17 protein-coding genes and 1 tRNA gene are annotated in these 18,230 nt (G+C 44.6%); 2 read left to right on the forward strand and 16 right to left on the reverse strand.

The window, feature by feature from the left end:
• Nucleotides 1-445 precede the first annotated feature (445 nt).
• From galE to CFH81_03685, 11 genes are all read right to left on the reverse strand, one after another.
• Complete coding sequence (galE, locus tag CFH81_03635; protein DAB40598.1) at nucleotides 446-1,468, reverse strand: UDP-glucose 4-epimerase GalE; 1,023 nt, start codon at nucleotides 1,466-1,468, stop codon at nucleotides 446-448.
• A 110-nt stretch (nucleotides 1,469-1,578) separates the two neighbouring features.
• Complete coding sequence (locus tag CFH81_03640; protein ID DAB40599.1) at nucleotides 1,579-2,712, reverse strand: glycosyltransferase family 1 protein; 1,134 nt, start codon at nucleotides 2,710-2,712, stop codon at nucleotides 1,579-1,581.
• Complete coding sequence (locus CFH81_03645; GenBank protein DAB40600.1) at nucleotides 2,713-3,357, reverse strand: hypothetical protein; 645 nt, start codon at nucleotides 3,355-3,357, stop codon at nucleotides 2,713-2,715.
• Nucleotides 3,358-3,467: 110 nt separating this feature from the next.
• Nucleotides 3,468-4,514: a hypothetical protein gene (locus CFH81_03650; GenBank protein ID DAB40601.1), complete on the reverse strand. Its 1,047-nt coding sequence runs from the start codon at nucleotides 4,512-4,514 to the stop codon at nucleotides 3,468-3,470.
• Nucleotides 4,501-5,577 carry a hypothetical protein gene (locus tag CFH81_03655; protein DAB40602.1) on the reverse strand — a complete coding sequence of 359 codons (1,077 nt, stop codon included), beginning with the start codon at nucleotides 5,575-5,577 and terminating at the stop codon, nucleotides 4,501-4,503. The genes CFH81_03650 and CFH81_03655 overlap by 14 nt, the downstream gene beginning before the upstream one ends.
• Nucleotides 5,564-6,715 carry a hypothetical protein gene (locus CFH81_03660; GenBank protein ID DAB40603.1) on the reverse strand — a complete coding sequence of 384 codons (1,152 nt, stop codon included), beginning with the start codon at nucleotides 6,713-6,715 and terminating at the stop codon, nucleotides 5,564-5,566. Before CFH81_03660 ends, CFH81_03655 begins: the two co-directional genes overlap by 14 nt.
• Complete coding sequence (locus tag CFH81_03665) at nucleotides 6,675-7,832, reverse strand: hypothetical protein (protein DAB40604.1); 1,158 nt, start codon at nucleotides 7,830-7,832, stop codon at nucleotides 6,675-6,677. The genes CFH81_03660 and CFH81_03665 overlap by 41 nt, the downstream gene beginning before the upstream one ends.
• The gene (locus tag CFH81_03670; protein DAB40605.1) at nucleotides 7,829-8,380 is read right to left on the reverse strand and encodes an acetyltransferase; all 552 of its coding nucleotides are present in this window, start codon (nucleotides 8,378-8,380) and stop codon (nucleotides 7,829-7,831) included. Before CFH81_03670 ends, CFH81_03665 begins: the two co-directional genes overlap by 4 nt.
• The gene (locus CFH81_03675) at nucleotides 8,380-9,471 is read right to left on the reverse strand and encodes a hypothetical protein (GenBank protein DAB40606.1); all 1,092 of its coding nucleotides are present in this window, start codon (nucleotides 9,469-9,471) and stop codon (nucleotides 8,380-8,382) included. Before CFH81_03675 ends, CFH81_03670 begins: the two co-directional genes overlap by 1 nt.
• A 70-nt stretch (nucleotides 9,472-9,541) precedes the next feature.
• Nucleotides 9,542-10,582, reverse strand: a complete 1,041-nt coding sequence (locus tag CFH81_03680) for an LPS biosynthesis protein WbpP (GenBank protein ID DAB40607.1) — start codon at nucleotides 10,580-10,582, stop codon at nucleotides 9,542-9,544.
• The gene (locus CFH81_03685) at nucleotides 10,583-11,839 is read right to left on the reverse strand and encodes a Vi polysaccharide biosynthesis UDP-N-acetylglucosamine C-6 dehydrogenase TviB (GenBank protein DAB40608.1); all 1,257 of its coding nucleotides are present in this window, start codon (nucleotides 11,837-11,839) and stop codon (nucleotides 10,583-10,585) included.
• A gap of 154 nt (nucleotides 11,840-11,993) precedes the next feature.
• Here CFH81_03685 and CFH81_03690 point away from each other — a divergent pair, with 154 nt between their 5' ends.
• Complete coding sequence (locus tag CFH81_03690; protein ID DAB40609.1) at nucleotides 11,994-12,215, forward strand: hypothetical protein; 222 nt, start codon at nucleotides 11,994-11,996, stop codon at nucleotides 12,213-12,215.
• Between the two features lie 150 nt (nucleotides 12,216-12,365).
• The gene (locus CFH81_03695; protein ID DAB40610.1) at nucleotides 12,366-12,653 is read left to right on the forward strand and encodes a hypothetical protein; all 288 of its coding nucleotides are present in this window, start codon (nucleotides 12,366-12,368) and stop codon (nucleotides 12,651-12,653) included.
• Between the two features lie 187 nt (nucleotides 12,654-12,840).
• On the opposite strand, the gene CFH81_03700 is transcribed toward CFH81_03695, so the two are convergent.
• The 5 genes from CFH81_03700 to CFH81_03720 all read right to left on the reverse strand — a co-directional run bounded on the left by CFH81_03700 (nucleotide 12,841) and on the right by CFH81_03720 (nucleotide 18,156).
• Nucleotides 12,841-12,915, reverse strand: a tRNA-Asn gene (locus CFH81_03700).
• A gap of 165 nt (nucleotides 12,916-13,080) precedes the next feature.
• The gene (locus tag CFH81_03705) at nucleotides 13,081-14,115 is read right to left on the reverse strand and encodes a uroporphyrinogen decarboxylase (protein DAB40611.1); all 1,035 of its coding nucleotides are present in this window, start codon (nucleotides 14,113-14,115) and stop codon (nucleotides 13,081-13,083) included.
• Entirely contained in the window at nucleotides 14,115-14,624 is a 510-nt protein-coding gene (locus CFH81_03710; protein DAB40717.1) for a hypothetical protein, read from the reverse strand. The genes CFH81_03705 and CFH81_03710 overlap by 1 nt, the downstream gene beginning before the upstream one ends.
• A 2-nt stretch (nucleotides 14,625-14,626) precedes the next feature.
• Nucleotides 14,627-15,661 carry an aspartate-semialdehyde dehydrogenase gene (locus CFH81_03715; GenBank protein DAB40612.1) on the reverse strand — a complete coding sequence of 345 codons (1,035 nt, stop codon included), beginning with the start codon at nucleotides 15,659-15,661 and terminating at the stop codon, nucleotides 14,627-14,629.
• A 2-nt stretch (nucleotides 15,662-15,663) separates the two neighbouring features.
• Nucleotides 15,664-18,156: a DNA gyrase subunit A gene (locus CFH81_03720; GenBank protein DAB40613.1), complete on the reverse strand. Its 2,493-nt coding sequence runs from the start codon at nucleotides 18,154-18,156 to the stop codon at nucleotides 15,664-15,666.
• Between the last annotated feature and the right edge of the window lie 74 nt (nucleotides 18,157-18,230).

The raw sequence follows: 18,230 nt of genomic DNA on the forward strand, positions 1-18,230 counted from the left end.
GTCAAGCCCGAGGATGACGAAACCACCGTCATTCCTGCCCCTCCTGTCATTCCTGCGAAGATGAAAAGCGTTAAGCAAAGTCAAACTGCTTTGATTTTGTAGGTTTGGAACCGAAGGCGATGTGCTTTTGCGCCGCCAAAGGTGAATCCACATCCCCTTTATAGATCCCCGGGTCAAGCCCGAGGATGACGAACCCACCGTGATGGATTCCCAGGTTGGGCCTGAGGATGACGAAACCTCCCGTCATTCCTGCGGAGGCAGGAATCCACATGCCCAATTCATGGATCCCCGGGTCAAGCCCGAGAATGACGGAAACATCGTGGTGGATCCCCGGGTCANNCCCGGGTCAAGCCCGAGGATGAGGGAAACATGGCTTTCAGCGTATCTTCACCACGCTCTTTAGCAAAAATCTTTCTGATATCGTACTCTCTGCAGATAGACGTTTTCATGTCAGCTGCTTCTCCCATGCAAAGGCGCTTTGACAGATCAGCGCCAAATCCTCATAGCGCGGCACCCAGTGCATTTTGGTTTTGATCTTGCGGTTATCCGAGATAAGCATTGCCGGATCGCCTGCCCTTCGCGGGGCGCTGCGCACTTCAAAATCAACTCCGGTTGTTTTTTTCATCGTATCGATCACCTCTTTGACCGAATACCCTTTGCCGTATCCGACATTGAAGATATCGCTCTCATGCGTTTGCAGATACTCTATCGCTTTGATGTGTGCATCTGCCAGGTCATCCACATGGATATAGTCTCTTACGCCCGTACCGTCAGGCGTATCAAAATCATCTCCGAAAATCGACATCGCTGCCCTTTTGTGCGCGGCGCACTCTGAAGCGATCTTGATCAGATGGGTTGCATTGGGGAAGGATTGTCCGATCCTTGGCGAGAGTGTTTCGTTTTCGTAATATATATCCGCGCCGGCAACATTGAAATACCGAAAGATCACATACTTAAACCCCTGATGTGCGTTTGCCGCATCCTGAAGCACCTTTTCGCTCATGAGCTTGCTCATGCCGTAAGGATTGATCGGGTGTGTCGCATACGCTTCGCCGATGCCCTCAGGGGGCAGTTTTTCCGGTTCGCCGTACACCGCCGCCGTGCTGCTGAATATAAACCGCGATACCCCGTTTTCAACAGAGGATTTGATCAGGTTTGTTGTGTTAACGGTATTGTTCATATAATATTTTAGCGGGTCGCTTACCGATTCGGGCACGACGATGGAAGCGGCAAAATGAAGAATAGTGTCTATCTTGTTCTCTTTGATTGTTTCATGAACTTTTTCAAAAGCATTGAGGTCAAGCTGCACTGTTTTAAATGCCCTGATCGTTTGGAGTGTATCAAGCGTTTTTTGGCTTCCCGTGCTTAAGTTGTCAAGTATAATGATGTTATGATCTGTGTATTCAAGAAGTTGTTTGGCTACATGGCTGCCTATATATCCTGCGCCGCCTGTTATGAGTATATTCATGGGTAAGTTGCATTCCTTTGGCGTTAATTTCTTTGGCTTGCCGGAGAGAATATCATTATAGCCAAAGAATCTTTGGTTCAAAAGATCCCCTCCGGAGGGGATTTATTTTTTTAGTGATTTGTTCCGATCTGTGCTTTGATGGCATCGATGTAGTGGCGGATCACGATCTTTTCATCAAACTCCCCCACAGCCTTCTCGCGTCCACGCTTGCCCATCTCTTCCCTTTTAGCTTCAGGCAGCAGCAGCATCTTTTCCATCGCATTGGCCAGGTCCTTGACGTCTTTGGCCCGGCACAAAAAGCCGTTGATCCCGTCTTCAACGACATCTTTGCATCCGGGAACATCGGTCGTGACGATCGGCTTTGCCATGCTAGAGGCTTCCAGAAGGACCCGCGAAAGCCCCTCACGGTAAGAGGGAAGCACCACGCAGGTTGCAGCTGCGATCACGCTTCTGACATCATCGCGGACCCCCAGATAGCGCACCGCTCCTTCTTTCACCCACCGGTGCATCTCCTCTTGGCGGATCGCCGTGGGATTGCCGGGGTAGAACGCCCCCAAAATCGCAAACTCGACCTCGGGATATTTTTCTTTGAGCAGCCTGGCCGCCTCAACGTATTCGACGATCCCTTTGTCTTTGACCAGACGTGCGATAAACAAAAACTGCAGCGGCCTGCTGCTCGGACCGGCGTCTTTTGGGGGGGCAAATTTTTCCGTATCGATCCCCGATCCTGCCAGAAGCGCTGTTATTTGAGAGTTGACAAGTTTTTTGGCGATAAACAGTTCGCGGTCGTCACTGTTTTGAAAAAAGACTTTTTTGGGTATGCGCATGGCAACCTTATAGAGAAATTTGGCGATCTTTGAAGGAAAACTGTTGGTGAGAAATACCGTTCCCAGACCTGAGATATTGGTGATAACGGGGATATCCAGTATATCAGCCGCGATGCTTCCATAGACATTGGGCTTGATCGTATAGTGCAGCAAGATGTCCGGTTTAACCTCTTTGTACAGCTTGACAAAATCATAGATCAGCCTGATCTCTTCTATCGGATTGGTTCCTTTGTTGTTGATCTTGATTTCGTGATATTCATAACCCAGCGCTTCAAGTTTCTGCGAATACTCATCCCGCGGAGCGATCGTCACGATCCTGTAGCCTTCTTTTTCCAAAGCCTTGAGCAGGCCCAAACGAAAATTGTAAATATTCCACGATGTGTTTAGCACAATGGCAACCGTCTGTTTTCTTTTCACTTATTTTTCTTCCTCATGTGCGGCTCTATAATTCATCACCCAGCTTTTCACCTCATCCAGCAATCCCACTTTATCGAGGATTCCGTACCCGATAAAGTTATAAATCAGCTTGAGTGCTTCGCTCATCGCGGCATGCCTGCCGATCTCGTTTTGATAATACTTTTCCTCATTCCACCATGCTACACCGCTGTCAACGATACGAAAACGCATCTCCTCATCTCCCCGGATAGATACCAAAGAGGTCAAAAGGCTGACCCTTTTTGAATGCGATGGATGGGTGACGATCAGTGCTTCTTTATACCCGTGCGCTTTCATGTAACGCTTTATGGCATAGATCTCTTCGCCTGTATTTTCCGGCTCAAGATCAACAACAAAGCGAAGTTCGGGTTTGTATGTGCGCATATACTCCATATTGGCTTCGGCGTCTCCCACCAAAAACAATATATCTTTTGCGGCGTAGCCTTCTTCGTAAAGCAAGCCGGCCTTTTGGATCCTCTCTAAAGACCCGCCGCCCAGACAGACGATGATGTCAGCCTTAAGGGGCTGCTGTGTCACATCGAGATATTTCCCCAGATTGAAGAAAAAAATGACAGGCAGCCCAACCGACAAAGCAGCGCAGATCAATACTTTGACTTTAGTTTTCATGCCGATCAAACCCTTTTAAACTCATGTAAATTGCAAAAGACAACACCCCATAAACAAGCGATGACATTGTAGCGATTATCTTATCATTTGTCATCACTGATTTGAACTTTTTACGCCAGGTTTTGGTATATGTTTTCATGCGCTTTGACAACCGCTTCGATCGAATAGTCCTTTTTGACTTTTTCAAAGAGCGTTTGGGCTTTTTTTTGGGCATCGGCGTACTTTCTCAGTACCGTTTTCATCTTCTCTTCAAACGCTTCAGGCTCTGCCAGATAGGCATTTTCTTCGTTCAGCAACGACGGGATGCTCCCCACGGGCGCAGCAATGATGGGGATTTTGCTCGCGGCGCCTTCGAGTATCACGATAGGCAGCCCCTCCCATAATGACGGCATAAGCAGGCAATGAGACCGGTTCAGCAGCAGCCCAATGTCCTTGCGGAGGCCCAGCAGCTTTACAGTGTCTTGGAGTTTATACGTTTGGATCATCTCCTGCAGCTCGTTTCTCAAATACCCCTCGCCGACGATCTGCAGTTCAAAATCAAATTTGTCTTTCAAATGATGCGCAATTTCGATCAGCAATCGGTGGTTTTTAACTTTCTCAAGCCGCCCCACGGCAATAAAGGTAAATCTTGGATTTTTTGCGGCTGCTATATCGTACGCTTCAATCTTTACGCCGTTGGGGATCACCTGATACTTTTTTTTATAAAAATATTTCCAAATTTCCTTGGAAAAAATGATATCCGTATCCCTCAACGGTTTAAGCAGGTACAAAATAAACTCTCTCATCTTGGAACCTATGTTGAAACTGTGCGAAGTAAAGACGATTTTGACCGAGGGATGCAACAGCTTGATCATCGAAGCCACAATCACGGCATGGGTCATATGGGCGTGAATGATATCTATCTTGTTTTTTTCTACAAACCTGCTGACGGATATGATGATCTTTATAAAGTCAAACAACGCGTTGGACTTTCGCAAAATGGTAGTAGGGATCTTGTTTTCCAAAAATTCATTCAAAAGCTCATCCCTTTTGGACATGGCCAGCACAAAAGTGTCAAATCGCGATTTGTCCGTATATCGGGCCAAATCCAACACTACTTTTTCAGCCCCGCCCATACCCAGTCCGGTCACAAGCTGTAAGATATTAATGTGCTTCATCGAGTTTACTCCTCATCATCGCGGTAATGCGGTCCGCTACGTTTTTCCATTTGTACTTTTGGGCCAGCAGGCTATTGCTGTGAAAGATATTTTTTCGCATCTTAGGATCATCTTTTAAACGCTTGATTTTATCTGCATATCTGTCTGGATCAAAATCATTCAGCACAAACCCGTTTTGATACTCTTTTACGATATGGCCTATCCCTCCGGCATTTGAGCTTACGATCGGCAGCCCGCAGGCCATGGCTTCAAGTGCGGAAGTGGGCGTCCCTTCGGCGAACGAAGTAAGCAGGTAGCAATCGCTTTTTTGATAATACTCCCTTACCTCAGGGGCTGTTTTAAATCCTGCCAATGCAACATTGTTTATCTTCTCTTTTGCCAACAGATCCTGCAAACGTTTTTTTTCTGTGCCGTCGCCGATGACTACAAAATCGCACGCTTTGAGCCTCTTGGCAATCTCAAACACCAGTTCTATATTTTTTACGGCAAACAGATTGGCCACCGTTACAACTGTAAACCGCTGAAAATCAAATTTTTTATCAAACGGTTCAAAAAAAACATCGCTGATGCCGCTGGGCTGCACATGCACTTTCCTGCCGGTCAGCTTTGTGATCTCTTGCGCGGTATCGTATCCTGTTGAAAAGATAAGATCGGCCTGTCTCAAAAGTTTTGGCAGCAGGTGCTGATGGGCAAAACGTTGCGTGATCCCCCCATGGATCGAGAAAACAACACATTTTGCCGAAACTAGCTTTTTGATCATTGTCGCAAAAAGAAGAGCGCTCCAGTCTCCGTGGATATGCACCACATCATAAGACTGCCTGTCAAACAGAAGTTTGATGCAGATCAAACCGTAAAACAAAACCATCCCCAGTGCCTGCGGACGGAGTTTGTACAGTTTGAAATATCCTATTTTCTCATCGGCAGGAGTAATCTTTTCTCCGTCATTAAACATCACCTTCACATGATGTCCCTGCCCGATCTGTTCGCGGGATAAATGAAAAATATGCTTTTCCATGCCTCCCTTCAGGGGCGGGAGTTTCGTATAGATCCTAAGAATGTTCATAGCGCATGCTCACTATTTCGTTTTTGTACATTTCAAACACTTTGTGCCATTCGTATTTTTCGACAACATCCCTGTATGCCCGTCTGGCAATACTTTCTCTCAAAAGGGCATCCTGCGTCAATGCTTTTATCGCATGAACAAGCGCATCGCATGGCTCTGAACCGATCACGATCGCATTGGAGCGGTCTGTCAATACTCCTAAGATGGAGCCGACATCAGTCGAGATGATAGGCATTTGCAAAGCCATCGCTTCCACTATGGTCCTGGGCATTCCTTCGCTGAGCGAATACTGGACATAGAGGTCTGAAGAGACGATAAGATCTGCCAAATCTTTTTGCTCCATCCACTCTATCAGACAAACTTTTTGTTCCAATTTGTGTGCATGAATATAGCGCTCATACTCATGTTTTAATTTTCCTCCGCCCACCAGGGTCAAATGAAAATCGGCAAAATTGGCATGAAGGCATTGGATCAGATTCAAATAATTTTTTTCCCAAACAAACCGTCCGACTGAAATGATTTTAAGCGGGCCTTTTACTGCAAAATCATTTTTTTGCACATTGAAAATGGCGAGATTGACACGGTTGGGGATAAGCACGATGTTTTCAGTGATCTTGTTTTGGACCAGCTTTTGCGTCATGGCTTCATTGAGAGAACGGATTTTACGCGTATGCTTAAAGGTGTATCTCATCAAAAAAGTACTTATCTTCGCAAAAAAAGATGTGCTTTGAAACAGTCTGAAATACTCTTCGCCGTGTACTTCAACCATCAGCGGGATATGAAAAAATTTGCTTGCCAAAGCGGCTGTAAACCCTCCTACGATCGGACACTGGGCCAAAAGATGAGTGATTTTGTATTTTTTAATCAGCCAAAACATCCAAAAAGATGTCAAAAAAAAGATTTTGGATCGCTGGGTGAGTCTTGGCACCAGATGAAGGTGGATGTTCCCCTCACGGGAATAGCTGTAGGCATTGTTTTCGCTTCTTGCTAGGATATGATACTCCTCAAACCCCTCAGCGAGTTCTCTCCATATGTTTTTGGTGTGATGATGCCTGCCGTCTAGCGGAGGGTAGGTATTGGCGCTGATATGCAATAGTTTAGCCATGAAAAATCTTTTGTATATACATTTTCGCAACATTTTCAGTCGAGTAGCGCTTCACATGATGAAGGTTTTCTTCTTTGAGTGCATGGCGCGCCTCGGGGCTGGCCATAAGCTGCTGCAGTTTATCGGAAAAGCCGTCGCGGTCGCGGATATCTACCATATACTCAAGCTGTTTGGCTCCAAGGATATCCTTGATCCCGCCGGCATTGGTTGTGACAACAGGAAGACCCGAAGCCATCGCCTCGATCAGAACCCGCGGGAACCCTTCCGTAAAGGTGGGATTGATAAAAATCTCTGCGATTTGGTAATACTTCTGGATGAGGGCATTGGGTTTTTCCCCCATGATACTGATAACATCATCAAGTTTTTTTGCTTTGACTTCATTTTCCAATACCTCTTTTTCCGACCCTCCGCCGATAACGATGCATCGGTACCCGTTTTTTCTCAATGCGTCTGCACAGGCCTCAATCACATACGGCATATAGTAAAGGCTCTTTCGTACAGGAGACAAGCGATGCACAAACAAAATAATTTTTTTGTCATCCTCAATATCCAGCTCTTTGCGAAGGGTTTTTCTTCCGTCCTCGGAGATTTCGGCAAAACGGCCAAGATCTATATCGTTGTATAGCACCATAAGCCGCTTTGGAGCAACCTTCACAACATCACGGTAATACTCTGCCATACTTTCAGGGCCGGTCACAAAATGCTCAACAAACGTTTTGGTCAGATAAAAAGGCAGGTCGGACTTCAAAAATCTTTTCAGATCCTGCAGGCTTCTTACTTTGGTATCGTTGACTAGATGGGTGGTACCGCTCTGCCAATAGTACACTTCACTGCCGTACAGCCTTGAAACTGCAATTGCCGGCAGTGCGGCATTTTGGGAAATACGGATAAAAATTTTTTTAAATCCCCGGGCATTGAGCCGCTTCAGTATGCCAAAGAGTTCAATCATTCGTTTAAGAGGATGGATTTCTTTTTGGGCGATGATTTGGATTCTGTCATGATTGAGGCGGGGCAGCTCATCGGCTTTTTCTATCACCAGAACAATCTCCACACCGTCAGAAGCAATCTCTTCGAGCAAATGCAGAATATGGTAAAAATGGCTGGCCTGATTTGAAGCGTAGTGGTTGAGGATATAGATCAGTTTATTCATTGTGTTATCTTTGCCTTTTTGTGCCCGAATTTGTTATATACGAAGGGTTCTTGTTCCTGAAGAAGCGTTTCAAAACGTTCCCTGTCGCGAAATTTAACCACTTTTGCAGGATTTCCGACCGCCACGGCATAATCGGGAATATCTTTTGAGACTACGGCCCCTGCTCCCACCACGGCACCCTTTCCGATCGTCACGCCGGGCAAAATGATCACATCTGAAGCAATCCATACGTAATCTCCGATGACGATCGGCGAACAGATCATTTTATTGTCAAAGGGCAGCGCTTCGAGTGACGGACCATCGTAATAATGGGTGCGCGTATAGAGTGTCACATGGGGAGCGATCACAACCCCGTTTCCGATCTCAATACCCCCTGCGGCATCAAAATTTGCATTTTTACCGATATACACATTGTTGCCTATCGTAATATTTTCTGTATTTGTAAATTGGGAATGTATGGATTTAAAAAAACAATTTGATCCGATGCGGGCAAATTTTTTATTTCTGTATTTTAAATACGAGAAAAAAGCAAGTAAAATTTTACGCATTAAAACGCTCCTGATACTTTTTTTAGATAGAGATACGCAATAGTTTCGCTAAGGGTGTACGCCAAACAGATTGCCAGCAGCTGATCATAGTTTAGCGTCAGCATAAACACTGCAACAAAAACCGATATAAACCAAACAGTGTATCGGTTTAAGACGCCGGTTTGATACTGCATCAATAGAGTGTTGCGGATAAAAATAACCCTGGATATCGGAAAAACAAAAAGAGAATAAACAAGCAGCTCAGCCCAAGGTATTGAATGGTTTGAACTGTAAAGAAACATTGCAGACAGGGAAAAAATACCAACAAAACCTATCGTACCCAACAACAAAGGCATGTTTCCAGAATGCGTTTTGTACTGTAAAAAATTTACTTTTGACAGCAGCAGAGACTCCAAAATACGAATATTTCCCACCACAAACGAGGCGCATTTTTGAAAGATTGAAAAAATACCCAAAACATTTGGCGCAACCAATGCGCCGATCATTAAAATCAATCCTGAATCTTTAAGACGTTTGGCAATAATATCCAAATAATACCCCCTAAATGTCTGATAGTGTGCTTTCATGTAGAAGATATAGTACGATAGCGAAACAATCTTCCTGTCTGCAAAAGAGCGATGAACTATAAAATACATTGAAATAGTAAAAAAATTTGAGACGATATAGATCAAAAAAAGTGTTTCTATTGTCAGTTTTTCAAACAACAATAACACGACCGCAATACCCGATGCTGAAAAGAATTTTAAACCAAAATACGAGTGCAGCCGATTGTTTGCCTGAGAAACTATATCAATATAATTCAGCCAAATCGCACATAAAGCAAAACAAACAACAAGAAAATACAATAAAGAAAAATAAAAACCTATAAAAGACAAGAAGACAAAAACAAGTGAGATATACACATAATGGGAGAACAGCATCTGATCAAAATGATTATTTTCTTTCTCCTGCAGATAAATGATTGAAAAATTGGGCGGCAAGAGATAAACAATCAGCGAAATCATCGCAACAAAAGCGTTCCAATAAGCAAAAATCCCGATCAGTTCAAAACCTGACGTATGGACGATAAGCCAGGTCGAAAAAAAACTCATCAGAGCCGTTAGCGTGTTGATTCCCACCAGGGATGCAAATTTTGTTAACACAGTGTGCTGTATTTGTTTGTTATATATTTTTTACATACCACGCAATTGCTTCTTTCATCCCCTGCTCGATCGTATGAGTGGGAGCATACCCGACAAGGGTTTGCGCCTTGGCAATATTGGCATTGGAGTGGCGGATATCGCCTGCTCTGAAGTCCCTGTATACGGGGCCTTTAGGAATTTTGAATTTTGAATTTTGAATTTTGAATTGCTCGGAAAGATTATCAACGATGATCTTGTAGAGTTCGTTGAGGGTATTTCGTCCTCCCACAGCCACATTGAATGCTTCACCGAAAGCTTTGGTGTTTTCTGTTGTGCCGGCAAGAAGATTCATCTGGATGACATTGTCGATATAGGTAAAATCACGGCTGGTTTCTCCGTCCCCGTTGATGTAAATTTCTTCATTTGAAAGCAGTGAGCCGACCCATTTGGGGATGACGGCCGCATAAGCGCCGTTGGGGTCCTGGCGTCGGCCAAAAACATTGAAATAGCGCAGCCCTATCGTCTCAATACCGTAAGTGCGGGCAAAAACCCCTGCATAGAGCTCGTTAGCCATCTTCATGACCGCATAAGGAGAGAGAAGATTGCCTGTGCGTTCTTCGACTTTGGGCAGTTCGGCTGAATCGCCATAAACCGAACTGGAACTCGCATAGACAAAACGCTTGATCCCCGCATCTTTTGCCGCGGTAAGTATATTGAGAAACCCTGTAACATTGGAACGGTTGGAAGTGACGGGATCGGCGATGGAACGGGGAACAGATCCTAGAGCCGCCTGATGCAAGACGATATCAACCCCTTCGCAGGCTTTTTGGCATGTCTCGAAATCGGCGATATCCCCATGAATAAAGGTGAAATTTTTCGCCGCTTCGACTCCGACAGAAGAGAGCACATCATCGATATTGTGCTGATATCCCGTCGAGAAGTTATCCAGACCCACGACTTTTTGATGGTGTTTGAGAAGAAATTCTGTCAGGTTGGAACCGATAAAACCGGCATTACCGGTCACGAGCCATGTTTTCTGCTCCGTTTTGAATCGTTCGAGTAATTGTTCAAATGCGCTCATCTACAGTCGTCCGTCCACTTTTTTGCTGTCAATAAATGATTTGATATCAAACAGGACGCACTTGTCCGTCTTGTGCAAATCAAGGGATTTAAACTGATGGTGCGCAACGGCCAACACCATTGCCTCATAGTTGCCATAATTGAATGATTCGATCATATCTATGCCGTACTCATGTTTCACTTCAGCTTTGTCCGCCCATGGATCATACACGTCAACATTGACGCCAAACTCCTGTAGTTCACGGATAACATCGATGACACGGCTGTTTCGAATGTCGGGGCAGTTTTCTTTAAAGGTGATCCCCAAAACCAGCACTTTGGATCCTTCGATTTTATGCCCTTTTTTGATCATCAGTTTGATCATCTGATTGGCCACATAGATTCCCATATTGTCATTGAGCCGTCGGCCTGCCAGGATGATCTCAGGGTTATAGCCGATCTCCTGCGCTTTATGAGTGAGATAGTAAGGATCAACGCCGATGCAGTGACCCCCCACGAGTCCCGGACGAAACGGCAGAAAGTTCCATTTGGTTCCGGCCGCTTGCAGTACTGCTTCAGTATCGATACCCAGTTTGTTAAAGATCACCGCCAGTTCATTCACAAATGCGATGTTGATATCCCGCTGGGAGTTTTCGATGACCTTGGCCGCTTCAGCGACTTTGATCGTCGGGGCGAGATGGGTTCCGGCAGTGATGATGCTGGCATACAAAGCATCCACTCTTTGGCCGATATCCGGGGTGCTGCCGCTGGTGACTTTTTTGATCTTAGTGACAGTGTGCTCTTTATCTCCGGGGTTGATCCGCTCAGGACTGTAACCGCAGAAGAAATCAACGTTGAACTTCAACCCGCTGATTTTTTCCAGTACAGGTACGCACTCTTCCTCGGTACATCCCGGATAGACGGTACTTTCATAGATGACAATGTCATCTTTTTTAAGTACTTTCCCGATCGATTCACTCGCTTTGTACAACGGAGTAAGATCCGGTTTTTTGTGTTTGTCAATCGGTGTAGGAACAGTAACGATATAGATATTACACTCAGAGATATCCTCCAGTTTTGTCGTAAACTGCATTCCGTATTCGATAGCCTGCTGAAGCTGCTCACTGCTGAGTTCCAGTGTTCGGTCATGGGCTTGACGTAGCTCATCGATCCGCGCCTGATGGATATCAAAGCCGACAATAGGATACTTTTCTGCAAATGCTGCGGCCAACGGCAGCCCCACATACCCCAAACCAATAACTGCGATTTTATAAGACATCTGTCATCCTCATCTAAAATTGGGAAATTATAGTCAAACAAACTTTAATCTAACAAATCCCGCCTACCTCGCTGCAACTTTTTTAAAAAATGCAAAACACAAATATTTATGATATGATGATATCAAACAATAAAATAAAAAAGGAGATTCAACGATGAAAAAGCTGAACATCAAATATATAGCGGCTGCCGCTGCTGTGGCGGTAGCAATGAGCGGATGCGCGCAAGTGGGTCCCAGCACAAAAAAAGGCGCTCTTATAGGAGCAGGAACCGGGGCAGTCGTTTCCGGTGTAACGGGACACAATGTGCTTACAGGAGCGGTTGTCGGTACGGCAGTAGGCGCGGGGATCGGCTATCTGGACGATGAGACAAAATAATTTTCTGCAGCATCAAAGCGCCGGATTGATGCCGGTGCTTTACAATCCTTTTACGACACTGTAAGATCAGCGTGCAAGAAACCAATCTTTAAAACTTCACAATTTTTCACAATCTTATCCTATACTTTGCTATCAATACAAGGAGAGCGAATGAAGCAAATTTTAACCTCAATCACAACAGGAATGCTGCTGGCCATTATGCCGCAGATACTCAGTGCAGACAACCATCAAAAAGAAATGGTAAGGGAGTATCAAAAACACCAAGAAGAGATTGACAGAGAGGACTATAAACACCATGAAGAGATGCAGCGCGAAGCGATGAAAGACCAGTATGAATTAGAACGCGAACAAATGAAAAAAGATAAAGAACAGCAAAAAGAGTATTTCAAAGAAGAAAAAGAGCGTCTAAAAAAAGAATATGAAATGTACAAAAAATAAGCTAGAGCTAGATTGCTAAGTTTTTGTTCCCATACAGAACGAGCTAAACCAGAGACCTAGAAAAGTATTTGGTTACAGAACACCGTATGAAGTATTTTTTACAGAATTTGCTAAAGTTTTAGCTGCTTAATGGAGGTGAAGTTGCATTAGCGATTAGAATTGGTGATTTGGTGATTTTTAAGAGAAGTGGCTCCGGATACTGGATTCGAACCAGTGACCAAATGATTAACAGTCATCTACTCTACCGCTGAGCTAATCCGGAATGGTTAAGAAAAAGCTAAGGTGCTTGTTTCGTGGGTGAGATTATAATAAAAAACTTTTTAAAAGTCAAGGGTTTTTAGAATAAAACAGAAAAATCACACCATTTTTTTCAACCCACGACCAATGCCGGGGATTTGCCAAAACAGTGTTTTTATGCTCTGTTGATCTACCCTCTTTTGGAAAGTTCTTGGCAGAGGTTTACAAAATATTTTGCATTTTCTACAGGCACATCAGGCAAGATACCGTGACCGAGGTTGAAAATGTGTCTTCCCTCTTTCATCGTGTTTGCCAAAGATTCTACGCACTCTCTGGTCGCTTCTTGCGAGTAAAGACGGCACGGTTCCATATTGCCCTGAAGGACATATTTTTTACCCAATTTTTCTTTGGCAAGCACCATAGGCGTGGACCAATCCACACCAAACACATCAAAGTTTCCGTACACGTTGTCCAAAAAGGCAGGCACTCCTTTGGGGAACATAATGATAGGAATATGAGGGTATTTTGCCTTGAGGTAGTCAGCGATCTGCACCATGTATTGCCATGAAAACTCATCATATTTGGCCGGTTCGATCGCTGCCGCCCAGCTGTCAAAGATCTGCACTACATCGATACCTGCTTGGATCTGTTTTTCCATATACAGCTTCACCACTTCGGTGACTTTTGCCAAGATGCGGTGCAAAAGCACAGGGTTTGAGTACATCATTTTTTTACAGATATTGTATGTTTTTGTCCCCTGCCCTTCAATCATATAGGTTGCCAATGTCCAAGGAGCACCGGTAAATCCTATGAGCGCCTTATCTTCTGCGAGCTGCTCTTTGATCAGTTTGATCGTCTCATACACATAAGTAAGTTTGCTTGCTGCTTCATTGCCGCCGATGAGCGCATCAAGATCCTCTTGCGTTTTGATAGGGCTTTCAAAAACAGGGCCCTCTCCCGTAATAAAATCAAGCTTCATGCCCATTTCGTTAGGAACCACCAGAATATCTGAAAACAAGATCGCTGCATCCACATCCAAAATATCCACCGGCTGCAATGTCACTTCGCATGCTCTGTGAGGATCATGGCATAAATTTAAAAAGTTTCCTGCTTGTGATCTGACCTCCCTGTACTCCGGAAGATAACGGCCTGCCTGCCGCATCATCCAAACCGGAGTATAGGGTGTCTCTTTGCCCAAACAGGCATCTACAAATATTTTACCCATTAATGATTACCGCCTTTATGTAAAAAATAAAGCCCTACTGACAGCCCTAAAATAGAAACAGAAAAATAAAGCATCTCAAGAGCACCGTTATACTCCGTATGCAGTACTCTCTGGAAGAAACTGACGATAAGCACCATCACGATTACTTTGGCCAATTTATCTTTGAGTTCATCAAGAGAATGGATCTCAAGGATTCTTGATGAGGCGCTTTGTTTGGCGATATCGATATCGGAAATAAACAGCTCATACAATCCAAAGCCGAAGATAAACATTACGATCGCCATCAAATAAAGATCGATCGCACCGATCAATCCGCCCACAACCTCTTCATGAAAATCCTCAGGATGCAAATGGTTGATATAGACATTAGCCACATTCTTTACAACCTCCCATATATCCATACTTGCGACTATAAAGAGTGATATTCCGCCCAGCATACTGAAAATCACGGCGAGCACTACAAAAAAACGCGTATTCCAAAGAATATTTTCAAAAAAACGTTCAATCAATTTCATTCATGCTCCAATTTAATCCATTTTTGCGCGATCCTTACTGCATTGGTCGCAGCGCCTACCCGTACCTGATCGGCCACACCCCAAAGGTGCAGCATATTTTTTGCAAAAAGATCTTTTCTGATCCGCCCCACATAGGTTTCATCGGTATCGGTTGCCGTGGCAGGCATCGGATATTCGCCTTTTTCAAGGTTGTCTATAACAACAACATTTTCAAAAGCCGACAAAGCCTCTTTGGCTTTTTGTACATCCACATCAACATTCTCTTCAAAAGTAATCGTGATGGATTCGCTGTGGCTTCTAAGTACAGGCACACGTACGCAGGTTGCCGATACAGCGATGGAAGAGTGCATGATCTTATTGGTTTCATTCACCATTTTCATCTCTTCTTTGGTGTAACCGTTGGGCTGAGCCGCATCAATTTGGGGAATGACATTGAGCGCGATTCTGTGCGCAAAGGCTTCCACCTTGGCTTGATCTAAAGAGAAATTGAAAAAAGCCTGCATCTGCATCACAAGCTCTTCCATTCCTTTTTTCCCTGCCCCGCTTACTGCCTGGTAGGTACTCACATCCACTCTTTTAATCCCGTAAAGATCATGAAGCGGTTTAAGGAGGTGTACCATCTGAATAGTAGAGCAATTAGGGTTGGCGATGATTCCCGTCTCTTCCCAGCGCTTGATATCTTCAGGGTTTACCTCAGGCACCACCAATGGTACTTTTGGATCCATTCTGAAGTGTGAAGTGTTATCGATAACAACCGCCCCTGCTTCAACGGCATATTGTGCATATTTTGCAGAAATACTCCCGCCTGCCGAGAAAAAAGCGATATCAATATCTCTTCCTTCAAACACCTCAGGCGTCAACTCCTCTATCCGGTAAACTTCCCCCTGGCACTCAATCTCACCTCCTGCGCTTCTTGCACTTGCGAGCGGCAAAATATCATTGATAGGAAACTTTGTCTCTTCCAGTACTCTAAAGATCTCTTCACCTACCGCCCCGGAGGCACCTACAACAGCAACATTATATTTTTTCATTCTTATAATCCTAGTGTATTATTTGTATTTTCTTCTTCATCGTCAGCGCTTGGCTCTTCTTCTTTGGAACACTTGGCGATACTTACGACCTTGTCTTCTTTTTCCACATTGACAATCTTGACACCCGAGGTGTTTCTTCCGGCTTTACGGATCGTTTCCATATCTACACGGATCATTTTTCCGATACTGGTCAGACACATCAAATCCTTGTCTTCTTCCACAAACACCACACCAATCACATCGCCTGTTTTGGGGGTCAGCTTCATAGAAATAACCCCTTTGCCGGCCCTGTTCTGTTCTCGGTATTCACTCGCTGTTGTTCGTTTTCCAAGGCCTTTTTCGCTGATCATAAGCAATTCGTCTTCTTCATTTTCAATCGTTGTCGCACCGCACACATAGTCCCCTGCGATCTTAAACTTGATCGCCGTGACTCCTCTTGCCACTCGGCCGATCTCTCTAGCTTCTTCTACCTTAAACCGTATACAAAGACCTTTTTTTGTCGCAACAAAAAGCCATTTGGTGTCAGGCTTAACGATCTTGGCTTCCACCAGTTCATCATCTTCATCCAAGTTGATCGCTCTGACACCGTTGCTTCTGATATTTGCATATTCTGAAAGGTTTGTTCGCTTGACAATACCGTTTTTCGTAAAGAATACCAATCCTTTATCTGCATCAAAATCCGTAGTCGGAATGATCGCCATGATCTTCTCGTCTTGCTCAAGATTGATCAAATTTACCACGGCTTTGCCTTTGGCTGTACGGCTTCCTTCGGGAATACGGTATACTTTGAGCCAATAGAGCTGCCCTTTGTCGGTGACAAACATGAGCGTATCGTGGGTTGTAGAAATAAAGAAACGCTCGATAAAGTCATCTTCGTGGGTAGTCACGGCGATCTTGCCTTTTCCTCCGCGGTGCTGCTTTTCATATGATTTAACCGGTACGCGCTTGATATATCCGCGGTGTGTAATCGTTACCACCATCGGCTCATCGGGAATCAAATCTTCGATATCTATGTCATCATAGTCATCAATGATCTCCGTACGGCGCGCTGTGGTGTATTTTTCTTTGATCTCTATAAGTTCTGCTTTGATGATCTGATTGATCTTTTCTTCACTTTTGAGAATACTTTCAAGTTCTTCGATAAGTCTTCTGAGTTCGGCAAGTTCATTCTCGATCTTTTCGATCTCAAGGCCCGTTAAACGTCTTAGTCTCATCTCCAAAATCGCTTTGGCTTGAATCTCTGAAAGCTCAAAACGCCCCATCAGATTCTCTTTGGCCTCCGTATCGTCATTGCTTGCACGAATGATCTTGATCACCTCATCGATGTTGTCTACAGCGATTTTGAGGCCTTCTAAGATATGGGCTCTTGCTCTTGCTTTTTCAAGATCAAAAATGGTTCTGCGGATCACAACGGTTTTTCTATGCTTCAAAAAGAGATCAAAAAGCTCCAGAAGATTGAAAACTTTTGGTTCTTTGTTGGTGATAGCAAGCATGATGATGCCGAAGGTTACCTGCATCTGTGTGCTTTTCAAAAGATTATTGAGGACAATCTCGCTCATTGCATCACGTTTGAGTTCCATTACAACACGGATACCTTCCCGATCAGATTCGTCTCTGATTTCAGAAATGCCTTCGATATGTTTCTCGCGAACCAATTGGGCGATGTTTTCAATCAACCTTGCTTTGTTCACCTGGTAAGGAAGCTCATCGATCACAATAATCTCTCGGCTTCCCTTCTCTTCTATGTGTGTTTTGGCGCGCACCTTGATACGTCCGCGTCCCGTTGTGTAGGCATCAGTAATACCTTTTCGCCCAAAAATGATACCTCCTGTCGGAAAATCAGGCCCCTGCACCTTGCCCATCATATCTTCAACGGTGGTCCGAGGATCATCAATGCGCAAGACCAGCGCCTCAATAAGTTCATCCAGACGGTGCGGGGGAATGTTGGTGGCCATACCTACAGCAATACCGGAACTTCCGTTAAGAAGGAGGTTTGGCACACGCGAAGGCAGCACATCGGGTTCGCTCATAGAGTCATCATAGTTAGGCACAAAGTCAACCGTATCTTTTTCCAGATCATTCAAAAGATCTTCGGCGATTTTTGTCATACGCGCTTCGGTATATCTCATCGCAGCAGCGCTGTCCCCATCGACAGACCCAAAGTTTCCTTGTCCGTCTATCAGCGGCGCCTGCATCGAAAAATCCTGAGCCATACGCACAAGCGCATCGTACACTGCCGTATCTCCGTGCGGGTGATACTTACCGATCACATCCCCGACGATACGTGCGGATTTTTTATAGGGATTTCTGTGAGAAAGATTGAGTTCATTCATCGCATAGAGTATTCTGCGGTGTACCGGTTTAAGCCCGTCTCTGGCATCGGGCAGCGCTCGACCGATAATTACACTCATCGAATAGTCAAGATAGCTCGATTTGATACTGTCTTCTATCAGCACCTCTTCAATATTGTTTTGATCTTCAAACAAATCACTCATTAGACTTCCTTATACTTTACAAAAAATTGGATTATTATAGCTTAGAGTTGGAACGAAACTACTTAAAAGAGGGC

Source organism: Sulfurovum sp. UBA12169 (genome assembly GCA_002742845.1).
Taxonomy (GTDB): Bacteria; Campylobacterota; Campylobacteria; order Campylobacterales; family Sulfurovaceae; genus Sulfurovum.